This window comes from Roseobacter cerffii, assembly GCF_054226325.1.
In genome coordinates this window covers 2587642-2604488 of sequence record NZ_CM135757.1, presented here as the reverse complement: position 1 = coordinate 2604488, position 16847 = coordinate 2587642, and the positions used below count along the sequence as shown (strand labels likewise).

At 65.9% G+C, this 16847-nt stretch carries 18 protein-coding genes; 9 read left to right on the top strand and 9 right to left on the bottom strand.

What is annotated here, in order from left to right:
* Positions 1-76 precede the first annotated feature (76 nt).
* Positions 77-490: a Fur family transcriptional regulator gene (locus ACVC7O_RS12615; RefSeq protein ID WP_458322479.1), complete on the bottom strand. Its 414-nt coding sequence runs from the start codon at positions 488-490 to the stop codon at positions 77-79.
* A gap of 350 nt (positions 491-840) precedes the next feature.
* Here ACVC7O_RS12615 and ACVC7O_RS12610 point away from each other — a divergent pair, with 350 nt between their 5' ends.
* Complete coding sequence (locus tag ACVC7O_RS12610; RefSeq protein WP_458322478.1) at positions 841-2181, top strand: DEAD/DEAH box helicase; 1341 nt, start codon at positions 841-843, stop codon at positions 2179-2181.
* Positions 2182-2258: 77 nt separating this feature from the next.
* Complete coding sequence (locus ACVC7O_RS12605) at positions 2259-3149, top strand: DMT family transporter (RefSeq protein WP_458322477.1); 891 nt, start codon at positions 2259-2261, stop codon at positions 3147-3149.
* Positions 3150-3347: 198 nt separating this feature from the next.
* Here the strand turns inward: ACVC7O_RS12605 and ACVC7O_RS12600 are convergent, their stop codons facing one another.
* From ACVC7O_RS12600 to mazG, 4 genes are all read right to left on the bottom strand, one after another.
* Positions 3348-4760 carry a protein adenylyltransferase SelO gene (locus tag ACVC7O_RS12600; RefSeq protein ID WP_458322476.1) on the bottom strand — a complete coding sequence of 471 codons (1413 nt, stop codon included), beginning with the start codon at positions 4758-4760 and terminating at the stop codon, positions 3348-3350.
* 135 nt (positions 4761-4895) lie between these two features.
* Complete coding sequence (locus ACVC7O_RS12595) at positions 4896-5345, bottom strand: GNAT family N-acetyltransferase (protein ID WP_458322475.1); 450 nt, start codon at positions 5343-5345, stop codon at positions 4896-4898.
* A complete protein-coding gene (locus ACVC7O_RS12590; RefSeq protein WP_458322474.1) occupies positions 5342-6283 on the bottom strand; it encodes a nucleoside hydrolase in 942 nt (313 codons plus the stop codon). The genes ACVC7O_RS12595 and ACVC7O_RS12590 overlap by 4 nt, the downstream gene beginning before the upstream one ends.
* A gap of 85 nt (positions 6284-6368) precedes the next feature.
* Positions 6369-7193, bottom strand: coding sequence for a nucleoside triphosphate pyrophosphohydrolase (mazG, locus tag ACVC7O_RS12585; RefSeq protein ID WP_458322473.1), 825 nt, complete (start codon positions 7191-7193; stop codon positions 6369-6371).
* Positions 7194-7256: 63 nt separating this feature from the next.
* Between mazG and ACVC7O_RS12580 the strand changes: the two genes are divergently transcribed.
* Genes ACVC7O_RS12580 through ACVC7O_RS12565 form a run of 4 tightly spaced genes read left to right on the top strand, consistent with a single transcriptional unit; the run spans position 7257 to position 10798 of the window.
* Complete coding sequence (locus ACVC7O_RS12580; RefSeq protein ID WP_458322472.1) at positions 7257-8423, top strand: M20 aminoacylase family protein; 1167 nt, start codon at positions 7257-7259, stop codon at positions 8421-8423.
* 3 nt (positions 8424-8426) lie between these two features.
* Positions 8427-9395 (top strand): agmatinase, encoded by a 969-nt coding sequence (gene speB / locus ACVC7O_RS12575; protein WP_458322471.1) that lies wholly within the window; start codon positions 8427-8429, stop codon positions 9393-9395.
* Positions 9396-9399: 4 nt separating this feature from the next.
* Entirely contained in the window at positions 9400-10353 is a 954-nt protein-coding gene (speB, locus tag ACVC7O_RS12570; RefSeq protein WP_458322470.1) for an agmatinase, read from the top strand.
* A 46-nt stretch (positions 10354-10399) separates the two neighbouring features.
* A complete protein-coding gene (locus ACVC7O_RS12565) occupies positions 10400-10798 on the top strand; it encodes a DUF1499 domain-containing protein (protein WP_458322469.1) in 399 nt (132 codons plus the stop codon).
* Here the strand turns inward: ACVC7O_RS12565 and ACVC7O_RS12560 are convergent.
* Positions 10739-11026, bottom strand: a complete 288-nt coding sequence (locus ACVC7O_RS12560; RefSeq protein WP_458322468.1) for a hypothetical protein — start codon at positions 11024-11026, stop codon at positions 10739-10741. The two genes, ACVC7O_RS12565 and ACVC7O_RS12560, sit on opposite strands and share 60 nt — an antisense overlap.
* 62 nt (positions 11027-11088) lie before the next feature.
* Between ACVC7O_RS12560 and prfA the strand changes: the two genes are divergently transcribed.
* The 3 genes from prfA to ACVC7O_RS12545 all read left to right on the top strand — a co-directional run bounded on the left by prfA (position 11089) and on the right by ACVC7O_RS12545 (position 13746).
* Positions 11089-12144 carry a peptide chain release factor 1 gene (gene prfA / locus ACVC7O_RS12555; RefSeq protein WP_458322467.1) on the top strand — a complete coding sequence of 352 codons (1056 nt, stop codon included), beginning with the start codon at positions 11089-11091 and terminating at the stop codon, positions 12142-12144.
* A complete protein-coding gene (prmC, locus tag ACVC7O_RS12550) occupies positions 12141-12974 on the top strand; it encodes a peptide chain release factor N(5)-glutamine methyltransferase (protein ID WP_458322466.1) in 834 nt (277 codons plus the stop codon). The genes prfA and prmC overlap by 4 nt, the downstream gene beginning before the upstream one ends.
* A gap of 223 nt (positions 12975-13197) precedes the next feature.
* Positions 13198-13746, top strand: coding sequence for a DUF4167 domain-containing protein (locus ACVC7O_RS12545; RefSeq protein ID WP_458322465.1), 549 nt, complete (start codon positions 13198-13200; stop codon positions 13744-13746).
* Between the two features lie 31 nt (positions 13747-13777).
* On the opposite strand, the gene rsmA is transcribed toward ACVC7O_RS12545, so the two are convergent.
* Genes rsmA through ACVC7O_RS12530 form a run of 3 tightly spaced genes read right to left on the bottom strand, consistent with a single transcriptional unit; the run spans position 13778 to position 16846 of the window.
* Positions 13778-14620 (bottom strand): 16S rRNA (adenine(1518)-N(6)/adenine(1519)-N(6))-dimethyltransferase RsmA, encoded by an 843-nt coding sequence (gene rsmA / locus ACVC7O_RS12540; protein ID WP_458322464.1) that lies wholly within the window; start codon positions 14618-14620, stop codon positions 13778-13780.
* A 34-nt stretch (positions 14621-14654) separates the two neighbouring features.
* Complete coding sequence (gene pdxA / locus ACVC7O_RS12535; RefSeq protein ID WP_458322463.1) at positions 14655-15629, bottom strand: 4-hydroxythreonine-4-phosphate dehydrogenase PdxA; 975 nt, start codon at positions 15627-15629, stop codon at positions 14655-14657.
* Positions 15626-16846 carry a peptidylprolyl isomerase gene (locus ACVC7O_RS12530; RefSeq protein ID WP_458322462.1) on the bottom strand — a complete coding sequence of 407 codons (1221 nt, stop codon included), beginning with the start codon at positions 16844-16846 and terminating at the stop codon, positions 15626-15628. The genes pdxA and ACVC7O_RS12530 overlap by 4 nt, the downstream gene beginning before the upstream one ends.
* Position 16847: the final 1 nt, after the last annotated feature.

Here is a 16847-nt window from a genome sequence, read left to right as displayed (position 1 = left end):
GCAAAGCGGACGTTACGTTCCGCTTCGTAGCCTAGGATCTTGTAGCACATCGGCGTGACAAAGAGGGCGCCTGCCCTCACCGCTTTTTCAGCGGCACGCCGTAGAGCTCGAGTCGGTGACCGCGGAGCTCGTAGCCGAGTTTGCGGGCGATGCGGTCTTGCAACTCCTCGATCTCGGCGTCGACGAATTCGATGACCTCGCCCGAGGTGATGTCGATCAGGTGGTCGTGGTGGTCGCGCTCGGCGTCTTCATAGCGCGCGCGGCCGTCGCCGAATTCGAGCTTGTCGAGGATCCCGGCCTCCTCGAAGAGCTTTACGGTGCGATAGACGGTGGCGAGCGAGATGCCGGCGTCGATGGCCGCGGCGCGGGCGTAGAGCTCTTCCACATCGGGGTGATCGGCGCTTTCTTCGAGCGCTCGGGCGATCACGCGGCGCTGGCCGGTCATGCGCAGGCCCTTGGCCTCGCAGCGCTCAATGATGGTGGTGCTCATCTCGGTCCTTCGGTCGATTGGGCGACAGGTGTAGCGGCAATTTCGCCGTGCTTCCAGTGACCTTTTTCGTGCTTTGCGGTTGACTTAGGGCGCGCCAGCCCTCATGTGCATCCCAGCGAAGCCGTCTGCCGCGTGAGCAGGCCTGAGCGCTGCGGGGATATCCCGCCAGATGCGCTCCATTCGAACGGCCCGCTGATGTTCCCAAAATCACGCGTGGGTGCAAACGCCACGGACGGGCGCCTGCATGAGGCGGGGCCTGCGATCCGGTTGGCGTGCCACGCGGCAGGGCCCGAGGGGCTGGCTGCCACAGAGATATTGCGTGCCGCGCGCGGTGCGCCAGAAAGAGATGAATGAGCGATTTTGATATGATGGGCCTGCCGCCGAAGCTGGTGGCGCGGCTCAAGGAGATGGGTCTGACGGACCCGACCCCGATTCAGACGCAGGCGATCCCGCATGCGCTGAACGGGCGGGATGTGATGGGGCTGGCGCAGACCGGCACCGGCAAGACGGCGGCCTTTGGTGTGCCGCTGGTGGCGCAGATGCTGGAGCTGCAGGGGCGGCCTGCGCCCCGGTCCGTGCGCGGGCTGGTGCTGGCGCCGACGCGGGAGCTGGCCACACAGATCAGCGTGAACCTGCGCGGCTTTGCCGAGAAGACGAATGTGCGCGTGGCGATGGTGGTGGGCGGGCAGTCCATCAACAATCAGATCAAGCGGCTGGAGCGCGGGGTGGACCTGTTGGTGGCGACACCGGGGCGCCTGCTCGACCTGATGGACCGGCGCGCGGTGCGGCTCGACGAGACGGTGTTTCTGGTGCTCGACGAGGCGGATCAGATGCTGGACATGGGGTTCATCCATGATCTGCGCAAGATTGCGGCGGTGCTGCCGAGCGAGCGGCAGACGATGCTGTTCTCGGCGACGATGCCGAAGCAGATGAACGAGCTGGCGCAGAGCTATTTGAACCGGCCGATCCGGGTGGAGGTTTCACCGCCGGGCAAGGCCGCTGATAAGGTCACGCAGGAGGTGCATTTCATCGCCAAATCCGAGAAGGCGGGGCTGCTCATCGAGATGCTGGACAAGCATCGCGATGAGCGCGCGCTGGTCTTTGGGCGGACGAAGCACGGGTCTGAGAAGTTGATGAAGACGCTGGTGAAGGCGGGATACGCCGCCGGGTCCATTCACGGCAACAAATCGCAAGGCCAGCGGGATCGGGCGATTGCCGCCTTCAAGTCCGGTGAGATCAAGGTGCTGGTGGCCACGGATGTGGCGGCGCGGGGCCTCGATATTCCGGATGTGAAGCATGTCTATAACTACGATCTGCCGAATGTACCGGACAACTACGTGCACCGGATCGGGCGGACTGCGCGGGCGGGCAAGGATGGCGCGGCCATTGCCTTTTGCGCCCCGGATGAGATGGGCGAGTTGAAGGCGATCCAGAAGACCATGGGGATTGCAATTCCCGTGGGCTCGGGCCGTCCCTGGGAGGCGATGGATCTGCCGTCGGACGCCAAGCCGAAGGGCCGCGGGCGTGGTCGGGGGCGCGGACGCGGCCAGGGCGGCGGCAAGCCCGCCGGAGCACAGTCGCAAGGGGCCAAGCCTGGGGGCAACCGCCGTCGGCGGCGGCGCGGCGGCAAACCGGGTGGTGCTCAGGGTGGCGCGGCGAAACCGTCGGGGGGCGGTCAACACGTCGCCTGAATAGCGTCACGATGTAAGTGTCTGAGTGTGCGGGCCGGGGAATTGACATTCTCCGGCCCGACGCCCTTTGTGGCGCCATGGAGCGGAAGTCTCACATGGATGCCCTTGGGGCGGCGGCGCTGATCGCATTTGCGCTGCATCTGGCGTTCAATCAGGTGGTGATCAAGGTCACCAATGGCGGGTTCAACCCGGTCTTTGCCGCCGGACTGCGCTCCGCCGGGGCGGTGATCGTATTGCTGCTCTGGATGCGGCTGCGGGCGATCAGCCTGCAGGTGCCGCGCGCGGCGATGCCTGCTGGCGTGCTGTCGGGCTGTCTCTTTGCGCTGGAGTTTACCTGCCTCTTTACCGCGCTGGATTTCACGACCGTGAGCCGGGCCTCGGTGGTTTTCTATTCGATGCCGGTGTGGCTGGCGATCGCGAGTCACTTTCTCATCCCCTCGGACCGGTTGACGGGCGTGCGGGGGATCGGCCTGGTGCTGGCGATGGGGGGTGTGGCGCTGGCGCTGCTGGACCGCAGTGACACGACCGCGAGCCTGACCGGCGATCTGCTGGCGCTGACCTCGGCGATGTGCTGGGCGGGCATTGCGCTCTGTGTGAAGGTCACGCCGCTCAGTGCTGTGCCGCCTGCGCAGCAGCTGATGTTCCAGGTGCTGGTCTCGGCGCCGCTGTTGCTGCTCGCGTCGCTTGGCTTTGGCGATCTCATCCGCGATCTGCAGCCGATCCACATCGCCGGGATGCTGTTCCAGATCATTGCCGTGGCGAGCCTTGGGTTTCTCGCGTGGTTCTGGCTGATGTCGATTTACCCGGCGTCCTCCGTGGCCTCGTTCAGCTTTCTGTCGCCGGTCTTCGCGGTGATCCTGGGTTGGCTGCTCTTGAGCGAGGACGTGAGCGCGAAGGTCTGGGTGGCGCTGGTGCTGGTGGCGGCGGGGATTTACCTGATCAACCGGCGACCTAGGGTGGCGGGTTAGGGTTTTGAGTATTTCTGGAAGGGTGAAGGGCGGTGCATCGCAGACGCCGAAAGGTCCAGTGGACCTTTTGAGCCCTGAACGGGCGGAGCCCCGGCGAGGTGACCCGGGGAGCCCGGGCTAGGGAGCGCCGAGGCTGGTGATGCGCGGTTTGCATCGGGTTTGAGTAGTCTGGGACGGGTGAAGGGCCGCGCGGGCGCGTCAGGTGCCGCAGAAGGTGGCGGGGACGCGTTGGGCTGTCGTGGGCGGGCGCATGAGGTCAGTGTCATCGCTTGCGAAAGGGTGCGCGAGCGCCTGCATCAGCCGGGTGAAGGGGGCGGTGTCGCCCGCGACGGCGGCTTGGATCATCTCTTCAATGCGGTGGTTGCGGGGGATGATCCGGGGGGAGGCGGCCTGCATCGTGCTTTGTGGGTCATCTTCGTCCGCGATGCGGGTTTGCCAGCGCGTGGCCCAGTTGTCGAAGGCGGTGCGGTCGGTGAACTGGTCGCGGGCGTCTCCCCGGGCCAGCGCGTCGAAGGTGTTGGTGAAATCGGCGCCCTGATCCTGCATGAGTTTCAGCAGGTCTTCGATGAGCGCGGTGTCGTCCTTTTCTGGGTTTGCGAGGCCCAGTTTCGCTCCGAAACGGCGGAGCCAGGCGGCTTCGATCTGGGTGGGCATCGCGTGCACGATCTCGGTGGCCTCGTCGACGAGTGTGGCGGGGTCGTCGGCCTGTTGCAGCAGAGCCGTGGCGAATTGCGCCATGTTCCAGACGATGATGCGGGGTTGGTTCGAATAGGCATAGCGGCCCATCTGGTCGATGGAGCTGAAGACCGTGTTGGCATGGTAGTCGTCGATGAAGGCGCAGGGGCCATAGTCGATGGTTTCGCCCGAGATCGTGCAATTGTCCGTGTTCATCACGCCGTGGATGAAGCCCACCGACATCCAGGCGGCGACAAGTTCGGCCTGTTTGGCGCAGACCGCACGCAAGAGGCCCATGGGGCCGTCGGCATCGGGATAGTGACGGGCGATGGCGTAGTCCGTGAGCTGTTTGAGCTCGGCTTTCTGGCCGCGATGGGCGAAAACCTGGAAGGTGCCGACGCGCAGATGGCTTTGCGCGACGCGGGTGAGGACCGCACCGGGCAGGGCGGTTTCGCGGTAGACATCCTCGCCGGTGAGCACGGCGGCGAGCGCGCGGGTGGTGGGGATGCCGAGAGCGTGCATGGCCTCGGAGATGACGTATTCGCGCAGGACGGGCCCGAGCCAGGCGCGCCCGTCGCCCATGCGGGAATAGGGCGTGGGGCCGGAGCCCTTGAGCTGGATGTCGCGGCGGATGCCGTCGGTGCCCACGGTCTCGCCCAGAAGGATCGCGCGGCCGTCCCCAAGCTGGGGATTGAAGCTGCCGAACTGGTGGCCCGCGTAGAGCTGGGCGAGCGGGGCGGCGCCGTCGGGCACGGTCTGGCCGGAAAAAATGGCGGCGAGATCCGCCTCGGGCGCTTCCGGCAGGCGCAGCAGCTTCGCCAGATCGGCGTTATAGGCAAAGAGCTGTGGCGCCTTCACCGGGGTGGGGTTCAGCCTTGTGTAGAAGCCGGGCGGCAGGCTGGCGTAGGTGTTCTCGAAGGGGGCGGTGAAGCTCATGGATCCTACATAGGCGCGCGGGCTCCGGCGCGCCAGTGGCTGGGTGCACGTCGCGCCGATGCGGAGTCACGGTCGCTGCGTCTTGCGTTCGGCCTCACCGCAACTTGTTCCCCGTCAGAGTGAGCGCGACGCGTTCTAGAACCGGCGGGTCATGAGCATGTAGTCGGGCCGCGCGGTGAAGCCCGCGCGGGCGTAGAGCTTCTGGGTCGTTTCGGAGGTGCGGTCCACTTCCAGATGCAATGCCTTGAGGCCCGCGCCTGCCAGCGCGCGGGGCAGGCTTTGTAGGGTTTCCGAAGCGATGCCGCGCCCGCGCACGCCGGGGCGGATGTAGATTTCGTCAATGAAGCCGTCGAGGCCACCGAACTCCACCGACCAGCCGAAGGTGATGACCACATAGCCGATGGGCGCGCGGGGTGGGCCGATGAGATAGGCGGCACCATGCGGTGAGCCTTCGAGCAACGGCATGAGCCCGGCGCGGCGGGCGTCTTCTGATAGCGTGATGCCGTGTTCGGTGTGGAAGGCTGCGACAAGCGCATCCAGCCGGTCGGCGTGCTCCGGCTGTGCCAGGGTGAGCGCGGCGCTCATAACCGGGCCAGCCGCTCGGTCAGAAGCGCGAAGAAGCCGTCGGCGTCGATGTCCTGGATGAAGAGCGCATTGGGCGCGCGGTCGGTCACACCCCACCAGTCGGCGACGGTCATGCCCAGGGTGAGCTCGGACTGGGTTTCGATCTCGACGTTGATGTGGCGGCCTTGGAAGAGGTCCGGATTGATCAGGTAGGCGGTGACGCAGGGGTCGTGCAGCGGGGCGCCTTCGGAGCCGTATTTCTCCTTGTCGAAGCGTTCGAAGAAATCGGTCATCTGGGCCACGGCGGTGCCCGCGGCGTTGCCGATTTTGCGGAAAGCCTCGTTGCGCGGGGCCGTGACCAGCGCTTTATGCGTCACATCGAGCGGCATCACCACAATCGGAATTCCGGATTTAAACACGATATCAGCGGCTTGCGGGTCGACGTAGATGTTGAACTCTGCGGTGGGCGTGATGTTGCCCACCTCGAAGTAAGCGCCGCCCATGAGCACGATCTCCTGCACGGCTTCGGCGATCTCGGGCGCGCGCTGCAAGGCGGTGGCGATATTGGTGAGCGGGCCGAGCGGGCAGAGGGTGATGGAGTTCGGGGCGGCAGGGGTTAGCGTCTCGATGAGATAGTCGACCGCGTGTTGATCCTGCAGCGGCATCGTGGGGTCGGGCAGCAAAGGGCCGTTGAGGCCGGTTTCGCCATGCACGTGCTCGGCCGTCACGAGCTCGCGGCCCAAGGGACGGTCGCAGCCGGCGTAGACCTTCACCTCCGGATGGCCCGCAAGCTCGCAGACGATGCGGGCGTTTTTCGACGTGAGCGCGAGCGGCACATTGCCTGCGACGCAGGTGATGCCCAGAACCTCGATGTCAGCCGGGCTGGCGAGGGCCAGCAGAATGGCAACCGCGTCGTCCTGACCGGGGTCGGTGTCGATGATGATTTTGCGGGGGGACATGGAGGCTCCAGAATCGTACCGGCGCGACCCTCGCAATCCGGGCGGAATTTGTCCAGATGGTCAGATTAGGTGAGCGCGGGGGCGCTCAGCCTCTGCGTCTGGCGTGTTCTTCGGCTTTGACGGCGTCCCAGAGCGCGTCCATCTCCTCAAGCGTGCTGTCGGACGGGGTTTTGCCAGCTGTGGCGAGCCGCGCTTCGACCTCTTCAAATCTGCGTGTGAACTTGGCGTTGGTGCGCCGCAAGGCGGCTTCGGGGTCGACACCGAGGTGCCGCCCGAGATTGGCCATGACGAAGAGCAGGTCGCCGAATTCATCCTCGATGGCGTCGGGGCTTAGGGTGTCCTGCGCTTCGACCAGCTCGGCGGCCTCTTCGCGCAGCTTGTCGAGCACTTGGGTTGTGGAGGGCCAATCAAAGCCCACGCGGGCGGCGCGCTTTTGCAGCTTGAGCGCGCGTAGGAGCGCGGGCAGGCCGATGGCGACGCCGTCGAGCGCGCCTTTCTGGGCCTTGCCTGCACGTTCCTTGGCTTTGATGGCTTCCCAGTCGGCGGTCTGCTGATCGGCGGATTTCTCGCGGGATTCATTTCCGAAGACATGCGGGTGGCGCGCGACCATCTTGTCGGAGATCGCCTGCACTACCGACTGGAAGGTGAAATGCCCGGCTTCTTCGCCCATCGCGGTGTGATAGACGGTCTGGAGGAGCAGATCGCCCAGCTCGCCCTCGAGCTCGGGCCAGTCGGCGCGCTGGATCGCGTCGGCGACCTCATAGGCTTCCTCGATGGTGTAGGGGGCGATGGTCTCAAAGGTCTGTTCGACGTCCCAGGGGCAGCCCGTGTCAGGGTCGCGCAGGCGCCGCATGATGTGCAGCAAGCGCTCAATCCCCGCCTCCCGGTCATGGATCAGATCGTCCCCCATTGCAGCCCGCCTCTCTGTCGTGTCACATGCACCTGACAAACAATCACCCAAGGAGTCCACCCCATGCCCGTGGTAAACCGGATTGCCGACATGAGTGCCGATATGGCCGCGTGGCGCCAGCATCTGCACACGATCCCGGAGCTGGGGCTGGAGTGCCATAAGACGGCCCAGTTCGTGGCCGAGCGGCTGCGCGAGTTCGGGGTGGATGCGCTGCATGAAGGGATCGCCAAGACGGGCATAGTCGCGATCATCGAGGGGCGCGGCGAGGGGCCGACCATTGGGTTGCGCGCGGATATGGACGGGCTGCCGATCACCGAGGAGACCGGCGTCGAGTATGCCTCGACCCATGAGGGCAAGATGCACGCCTGCGGGCACGACGGGCATACGGCGATGCTGCTGGGGGCCGCGAAGTACCTGACGGAGACGCGGAACTTTGCGGGGCGCGTGGCGCTGATCTTCCAGCCGGCCGAAGAGTTTGGCGGCGGTGGCGAGGTCATGGTGCAGGAGGGCATCATGGAACGCTTCGATATCGGCGAGGTCTATGCGATCCACAACGCGCCCGGGCGGGATTTCGGCAGTTTCAACACGCGCAGCGGGCCGATCATGGCAGCGGCGGATACGTTTCACATTCGCATCACCGGTACGGGCGGGCACGCAGCCCGGCCGCATGACACGGTGGACCCTGTGGTGGCGGCCTGTTCGCTGGTGCAGGCGCTGCAGACCATCGTGAGCCGCAATCGCCATCCGCTCGACCAACTGGTGATTTCGGTCACGCAGATCCACACCGGCACCACCGACAACGTGATCCCGGAGACGGCGTACCTCAACGGGACCATCCGGACCTTCAGCAAGGAGGTGCAAGCGCTGGTGGTCAAGCGGATGCAGGAGATCGTGGATGGCCATGGCGCAAGCTTTGGTGTGGCGGCGGAGCTGGAGATCGAGTTCGGCTATCCGCCGACGGTGAACCACGCCGAGCAGGCGAGTTTTGCGGCAGAGGTGGCCGATGAGGTGGCAGGCGAAGCGGGGGTGAACCCGGATGTTGACCCGGTCATGGGCGCCGAGGATTTCTCCTATATGCTGGAGGCGCGGCCTGGCGCCTATCTGATGCTGGGGCAGGGCGATACGGCGGGCGTGCATCACCCCAAGTACAATTTCAACGACGAGATCGCCCCGATTGGCGCGTCCTTCTTTGCGCGGCTGGTCGAGCGGGCGCAGCCGGTGAGCGCCTGAGCCATGGCGCTGGAAGATGCCAAGACGCAGATGGATCACGCCTTCACGCGTGAGGACCCGCGGGGGCCGAGCTTTGAGCTGACCTTTGGTGGCGCGGTCTCGTTTCTGCGGCGGCGCTATACCAAGGACTTGACGGGTGTCGATATTGCGGTGACCGGCGTGCCCTTCGACCAGGCTGTGACAAACCGGCCCGGCACGCGGCTGGGGCCGCGGGCGATCCGCGAGGCCTCGACCCTGCAGGCGCCAGACCCGCCTTATGGCTGGCCTTTCGATGTTTTGTCCGAGCGGGTGATCGTCGATTACGGTGATCTGGCCTTTGACTATGCCAATATCCCGGCCTTCCCGGACGCGCTGACCGCGCATATTCGCGGCATTCTGGAGGCGGGGGCGGCGAGCGTGGTGCTCGGGGGGGATCATTACATCAGCTTTCCGATCCTGAAGGCCTACGCGGAGAAATACGGCCCGATGAGTCTCGTGCAGTTCGATGCGCATACGGACACCTGGGCGGACGATGACATGGCCCGGGTGGATCACGGCACGATGTTCTACAAGGCAGTCAAATCGGGGATCGTGGATCCGGCGACCAGCGTGCAGGTGGGGATACGCACCACCAATGCGGAGACGCTTGGGGTCAATATCGTTGACGCCGCGGCAGTGCATGAGATCGGACCGGCGGCGGTGGTCGAGCGGGTGAAGGCCATCCTTGGCGATCGGCCTGCTTATCTGAGTTTCGACATTGATGCGCTTGATCCGGCTTATGCGCCGGGCACGGGCACGCCGGTCTGGGGCGGGCTGACGAGCGCACAGGCGGCGGCGATGCTGCGGGGGCTGGCGGGGATCAACATCCGCGGCGGCGATGTGGTCGAGGTCTCGCCCCCGTTTGATACCACGGGGGCCACGGCCATCGCGGGGGCGCATGTGGCGACAGAGATCCTCAGCCTGCTGGGCTGGCGGATACGCGAAGAAAGTTAAGGCAATGAGCAGACAGAAGAACCAACCGATCAGCGGCAATGACCTGGCGCGGTTTTCCGGGCCGGGCAGCTTCATGCGGCTTCCTTTTGTGAACGATCTCAAGGGGTTGGATGTGGCGATGCTGGGCATTCCGATGGACATCGGCACCTCGTGGCGGTCGGGCACGCGGTTTGGACCGAAGGAGGTGCGCAGCCAGAGCGCGATGATCCGGCCGTATCACATGGGCACGGGGGCCGCCCCCTTCGACAGCCTGCAGGTGGCGGATATCGGGGATCTGGCGATCAACACCTTTTCGCTGGCCGACAGTCTGCGGATCATTCAGGAGAGCTATGAGGCGATCCTGAACTATGATGCGATGCCGATGGCGATTGGCGGCGATCATTCGATCACGCTGCCGATCCTGCGGGCGATGCACAAACGGTTCGGGCCCGTGGCGCTGGTGCATGTGGACGCGCATTCGGATGTGAATGACGAGATGTTTGGCGAGAAGGAGACCCATGGCACGGTGTTCCGGCGCGCCTATGAAGAGGGGCTGATCCTGCCCGAAAAGACCTATCAGATTGGTTTGCGGGGCACCGGGTACACGGCGGAGGATTTCAGCGAGGCACAGGGTTGGGGGTTCCAGCAGTTCCCGGCGCAGGAGCTGTGGCACCGGAGCTTGTCGACCTTGGGCGGTGAGGTGCGGCGGGATATCGGGCCTGATCAGGCCACCTATGTGAGTTTCGATATCGACAGTCTGGATCCGGCCTTTGCGCCCGGCACCGGCACGCCGGAGATTGGTGGGCTGACCACGCCGCAGGCGATGGAGCTCATTCGCGCGCTGAAGGGGCTGAATATCGTGGGCTGCGATCTGGTCGAGGTGTCGCCCCCCTATGACACCACCGGCAACACGGCGCTGGTGGGGGCGAATATCCTGTTTGAGCTGTTGTGCGTTCTGCCTGGCGTCAAGACGCGGTGAGAGGGTGGGTGCCTCCGGCGGGAGTATTTTCGGAAGGGTGAAGCGGATGGTGCTTTGGGGTCTGATCGGGGTCATCGTGGTGGCGATGGCCTATGTGCGGCTGGCGCCTGTCGATCCGGCGCGCTGGCATCAGCCGGTGGAGCAGGCGACGGATCAGGATCTGGCAGGCGGTGCGGTGCGGGTGATCCCGGCCGAAGAGGGGGCCTTGCAGGCCCTGGACGAGGTGATGCGCGGCCTGCCGCGGACCGAGCTTTTGGCCGGATCGGTGGGTGAGGGGCGGATCACCTATGTGACGCGCTCGGCGGTGTTCGGCTTTCCGGATCTGACCACGGTCGAGCTGCGCGACGGTCAGATCAGGATGTTTGCGCGGCTGCGGTTCGGGGCGTCAGATCTGGGCGTCAACCGCAAACGACTGGAGCGGGTGATCGCCGCTGTCCAGGGATGAGGACAGGCAGCCCTGGCTCACCTCGCGCCACATCGGCACGTTGAGCGACATCTGGCATTGTGCCATGAACATGCGACCGTCGACCTGGAGGCAGATGGTTTGCCCCAGCTCGATCCGGTCGCCGGATTTGTCGGTGCAGTAGCAATCCACCGTCTTGCCACTGGGGCTGGTGACGTCGGCAATCCCGGGCAGCGCAGCCCAGATCAGAAGCAGGCTTAATCGTTTCATCGCGAAACCTTAGCATGGCTGTGGGCCTTGACCAAAGCCTTTCAATGTCGGACAGACGCAGGATGATCCCGGTAGAGCAATTGCAACAAATTACAGCACGTTTCGAGTTTCTCGAGGCGGCGATGGCGACCGGGGACGCGGCAGCCGATATTGCGGCGCTGGCCAAGGAGTATTCCGACCTGCGGCCTGTGGTGGAGCAGATCACCGCGTACCAGCGCTTGCTGAGCGATCTGGATGAGGCGCAGGAGATGCTGGGTGACCCGGATATGGCGGCGCTGGCCGAGGAGGAATTGCCCCGGCTGCGGCAGGCTTTGCCCGAGGCGGAGGCGGCGCTGCAACTGGCGCTGCTGCCGCGCGACAAGGCCGATGCCAAGCCCGCGATGCTGGAGATTCGGCCCGGGACGGGCGGCGACGAGGCCGCACTTTTCGCCGGGGATCTCATGCGCATGTACCAGCGCTATGCGGAAGGCAAGGGCTGGGCGTTTGACATCATCGAGCTGCAGGAGACAGAGCTGGGCGGTGTGAAGGAGATGGTGGCTCATGTGAAGGGCCAGGACGTCTTTGCGCGGCTGAAGTTCGAAAGCGGTGTGCACCGCGTGCAGCGGGTGCCCAGCACCGAGAGCGGCGGGCGCATCCATACCTCGGCGGCGACGGTGGCGGTGCTGCCGGAGGCCGAGGATGTGGACATTCAGATTGATGCCAATGACCTGCGGATCGATACGATGCGCTCGTCCGGTGCGGGCGGGCAGCATGTGAACACGACCGATTCCGCGGTGCGGATCACCCATTTGCCGACGGGCCTCGTGGTGACGAGTTCGGAGAAATCGCAGCACCGCAACCGCGAGATCGCGATGCAGGTGTTGCGCGCACGGCTTTATGACATGGAGCGTGCGCGCGTTGATGGCGAACGCTCGGCGGACCGGGCGGCGCAGGTGGGCTCGGGCGACCGGTCCGAGCGCATCCGGACCTACAACTTTCCGCAAGGCCGCATGACGGATCACCGGATCAACCTGACGCTCTATCGGCTTGATGCGGTGATGCAGGGGGACTTGGACGAGATTGTCGATGCGCTGACTGCCGATGCTCAGGCGCGGCTGATGGCGGAGATGGGCACATGACGGCGGCTGAGGCCATGGTGGCGGCGATGGCGCGGCTGCGCGCCGCCGGTGTGCCGGACCCCGCGCGGGATGCGCGGGTGCTGCTGGCCCATGCGGCCAAGGTCGATGCGGCGCGTGTCACGCTGATCGCCCCCGAAGACATCGCCCCGGACATTGCCGAGCGCTACGACAATCTGGTGGCCTTGCGCGCCGTCCGCGTGCCGGTTTCGCAGCTCATTGGCGCGCGCGAGTTCTACGGCCGGTCCTTCGAGATCAGCCGCGATGTGCTCGACCCGCGCCCGGAAACCGAAGCGCTGATCGAGGCGGCGCTGTCCGAACCCTTTGAGCGCGTCTTGGACCTGGGCACGGGGTCGGGGTGCATCCTTGTCACCTTGCTGGCCGAACGGCCGCTGGCCCAGGGCATTGGCGTCGATGTCTCGGAGGCGGCCTGCCTGCACGCCAGTGCGAACGCCGCGCGCCACGAGGTGGCCGACCGCACCCGCATCCTGCAATCGGATTGGTTCGAGGCTGTCGAGGGGCGCTATGACCTGATCGTGGCCAACCCGCCGTATCTCGCGGCGGAGGAAATGCGCGATGTCCAGCCGGAATTGCGCGACCACGAACCGCGGCTTGCGCTGACCGATGAGCAGGACGGCTTGTCCGCCTATCGGGTCATCGCGGCACAATCACAGGGGTATCTCAGCGCGCAGGGTCGCGTCCTGGTTGAGATCGGCTGGCAGCAAGGACCTGCGGTCACCGCGATCTTCCGCGCACAGGGCTGGGGCGAGGTGGCGATTCTCCCCGATCTTGGGGGGCGGGACCGTGTGGTTTCTGCCGCAAAACCCGGGTGATATGGTCTGAAAACGCAGGAAAAATCGACAAATCTGTGTAAAAGTCGCTGTTACCCCTTGCGGCAACGCGGGCCGCATGCTTATTCAAAGATGTTGCAGCGGTGGATGCCTCGGCTAGGTGGTCCCGCGCGGCGTTAAGCCCAACATAGTGATACCCCGGATACCATACCGTCAAAACGCGTATCCTGCATACGATCCACAGCACGAAGGCTGAGCGAGCTTCATGAAATCATCGAGATCCCGGTCCCGCTCGAAGGGCAACCGTAACCGGTCACAAGGCAATCAGGGCGGGAACGTCGTCAACCGTGTGTTTGACAGCTCGGGCCCCGAGGGCAAGGTGCGGGGGACGCCGCAGCAGATCATCGAGAAATACAACCAGCTGGCGCGCGATGCGCAGCTGAGCAATGACCGCGTGGCCGCGGAGAACTTCCAGCAGCACGCGGAGCATTACACGCGGCTGCTGTCCGAGGCACAGCGCGAGATCGAGGCGCGCCGGGAAGAGCAGGAGCGGCAGAACCGCGAACGCCAGGCCGAGCGGGACCGTGAGCGCGCCGAGCGTCAGGAGCGCGAGGCCAGTCAGGCCCCCGTCGATCAGGGCTCGCAGCCGCAGCCGGATGTGGCCGCCAGCGACGACGAGAGCACGCTGGTGGAGACGCCGGAAAGCCAGCCCAAACCCAAGCGCGCGCCGCGCCGCAAGCCCCGGCCCAAGCCTGAGAAGAGCGCCGAGGCAGACCCGCCCAGCGGAGACGATGCGCCGAAGGCGGCGGAATAGAGTGTCGATGACCCCGCTGCGGCGGGGTTTTTCATGTCTGCGCGACGGTACGGGCCAGCGCACAAAACCCTTCCAATGAGATCTGCTCGGCCCGGTCGGTGGGTTTGAGCCCGGCGGCGATGAGCCGGTCCTCAATGTCTGGGGCTACGCCTTTCAAAGCGGCGCGCAGCATCTTGCGGCGCTGGTTAAAGGCGGCGGCGACGACGCGGCTCAGCACATCCGCATCGGCTGGAAACCGCGGTTCGGGCAGGGCAGTGAGGTGCACGACGCTGCTGGAGACCTTGGGCGGCGGGGTGAAGGCCTCGGGCGGCAACTGCAGCACAATCCGGGCCTCGGCGCGCCATTGCGCGAGGATCGCGAGGCGGCCGTAGGCCTTGCTACCCGGCTGTGCGACGATCCGCTCGGCCACCTCGCGCTGGAACATCAGCGTGAGGCTTTGCCAGAAGGGCGGCCAGTCTTTGGGCGTGAGCCAGCGCACCAGCAGCTCGGTGCCGACGTTGTAGGGCAGGTTCGCGGCGACCCGGATGGGGGGTGTGAGATGCTGCAGCGGGTCGATCTGGAGCGCGTCGCCTTCCAGCACCGTGAGGCGCCCCGGATAGGCGGCGGCTATCTCGGCCAGTGCGGGCCCGCACCGGCTGTCTTTCTCGATGGCGAGTACGTGGCGGGCGCCTTCTACCAGCAGCCCGCGCGTCAGCCCGCCAGGGCCGGGGCCGATTTCCAGTACGTCGCAGCCGGTCAGGTCGCCTGCCTGGCGTGCAATCTTGGCGGTGAGGTTCAGATCGAGCAGGAAGTTCTGCCCCATGGATTTGCGCGCTTGCAGATCATGGGTGCGGATGACCTCGCGCAGGGGCGGCAGGCTGTCGATGGCGCTCATCTTCAGTGCTCCCCGAATATGCGCGTCGGAGGTGTCACCGGCCCGCCATCCGCGCAGCCAGTTTGATCGCCTCGATCATGCTTGTGGGGTTCGCCGTACCCGTGCCTGCGATGTCGAAGGCTGTGCCATGATCCGGTGAGGTGCGGATGAAAGGCAGGCCGAGGGTCACGTTCACACCGCGGTCGAAATCCAGCGTCTTGATCGGGATCAGCGCCTGGTCGTGATACATGGCAATGGCCGCGTCATAGCGGTCGCGCGCGGCGGCGTGAAACATCGTGTCGGCCGGCAGGGGGCCGCGCAGGTCGAAGCCCCCATCGCGCATCTCGTCGAGCAGCGCATTGATCCAGTCGAGCTCCTGCCGCCCCATGGTGCCGCCTTCGCCCGCGTGCGGGTTCAGCCCGGCAATCGCCAGCCGGGGCGCGGCCACGCCAAAGCGGCCGCGCAGGTCGGCGTGGGTGATTTCGATGGTCTCGCGCAGAAGCGCGGGCGTCAGGGCCCGGGGCACGTCTTCCAGCGCGATGTGGATCGTCGCGGGCACCACGCGCAGCTGATCCGAAGCCAGCATCATCACAGCGCGGGAGGCGCCCCCGGCAAGGGACGCGAGGTATTCGGTGTGGCCCGGATAGACAAAGCCCGCGCCTTCGATCAGCGCCTGCTTGTGGATGGGGGCGGTGCAGAGCGCGCTGGTCTTGCCCGCGTCGACCAGCGCGACGCAGGCGGCGATCACGTCGATCACACCTTGCGCATTGGCGGGGTCGGGCTGGCCGGGCGTGGCGGGGGCCGGGAAGTCATGCTGCAGGACGGGCAGGGCGTCGGGGCTCACCTCCGCCGCCATCGCCGGTGTCTCGATGACCCGGTGCGGTGTCTCGGCAGGCAGATGCCGGGCGTCGCCCATCCATGCCAGAGGGACGGTCCCGCGCAGCGCCGCCCAGGCACGTGCGGCGATCTCTGGCCCTATTCCCGCTGGCTCTCCGCAACTGATCACCACAGGTGCGGTGGCGGTGGTCATGGGGTGACGATACGGGCGTCCGCGCGCAGCTGGTCGAGCAGGCTGTCGGCATAGGCGTTGAGCCGGGCCGAGCGCAGCGACCGGGCCACGTCTTCGCGCGCCACATCCTCGTTCACCTCGGAGGTGCGGCCACAGAGCATCAGGAAGACAAGCGTCTCGCCATTGGCGCGGGTCAGGGCGGTGGACACCTCGCCGGGGTCAAGCTTGCTGAGCTCCAATGCGATGTCTTGCGGGATCTCTCCCGGGGGTTTGCTGCCGCGCTCCAGCACCTCCTCGGGCTGGCCTTGGGCGATGCCGTAGAGATCGTCACAGACGTCCACCTGCGCGCGCACCTTTGCGGCGGCGGCCAGACCGGCAGGCGACCGCCCGCCTGGGATGTAGTAGGCCGCGTATTCGATAGCGGCAAAGCTCTGCGACGGTGCGCCGGTTTCCTGGATGTCGCGCAGCTGGAAGAGTGCGACGGCATTGGGAATGGGCAGCGGGTCGGTCACTTCGCCGGGGGCGAGGGACAGCAGGATGGGCCGCAGAACCGGGGGCAGGTTGTTCAGATCCTGCCACGGCAGGCGCCCGCCCGCCTCGCGCGAGGCGGTGGCGGAAAACTCGCGCGCGTAGTTGGAGAACTCGTCGGTGGACTGGCTGCCGGCGATTTCGAGCGCGATCTCGTCCACCTGCTCCTTCTGCTCGGGCGGCGCGGGGATGATGATCTCGGAGACCAGCACGCGGATGCCAGTGGTGCCGCCGGTGGCGCCAAGCGCGCGGTCGATCTCGGTCTCGCTGATCTGGACGCGGGCGCCAAAGCGGGCGCCGATCAGATCGCGCCAGGCGACGCCGACCTCGACGAAGTCCTGAAAGGTTTCCTCGGCTACGCCACCGTCACCCAGGGCTTGGATGAACTGTTCCGAGGTCAGGTTGGCGCGCGCGGCGAATTCTTCCATGCCCGCGTCCAGCGCCTCGGGCGTAAGCTCGAAGCCCGCCGCCTCGACGGCCTGGGCCTGAAGGCGCTCGTTGATCAGCGTGTCGATCACGTCGTCACGGCCACTGCCCGGCGAATTCAGCAGCCGCAGGAAGGCCGCGCGCTGTTCGATCTCGTATTCGGTGACCACATCGTCGTTGACATAAACCGCCGGGTCGAAAAGCCCCTGCGCCGCGAGGGGCGTTGCCAGCGCGATGCCCGTTGCGAGGGCGATAATGGTGCTCAGTCTGCTCACTGCCGTCATG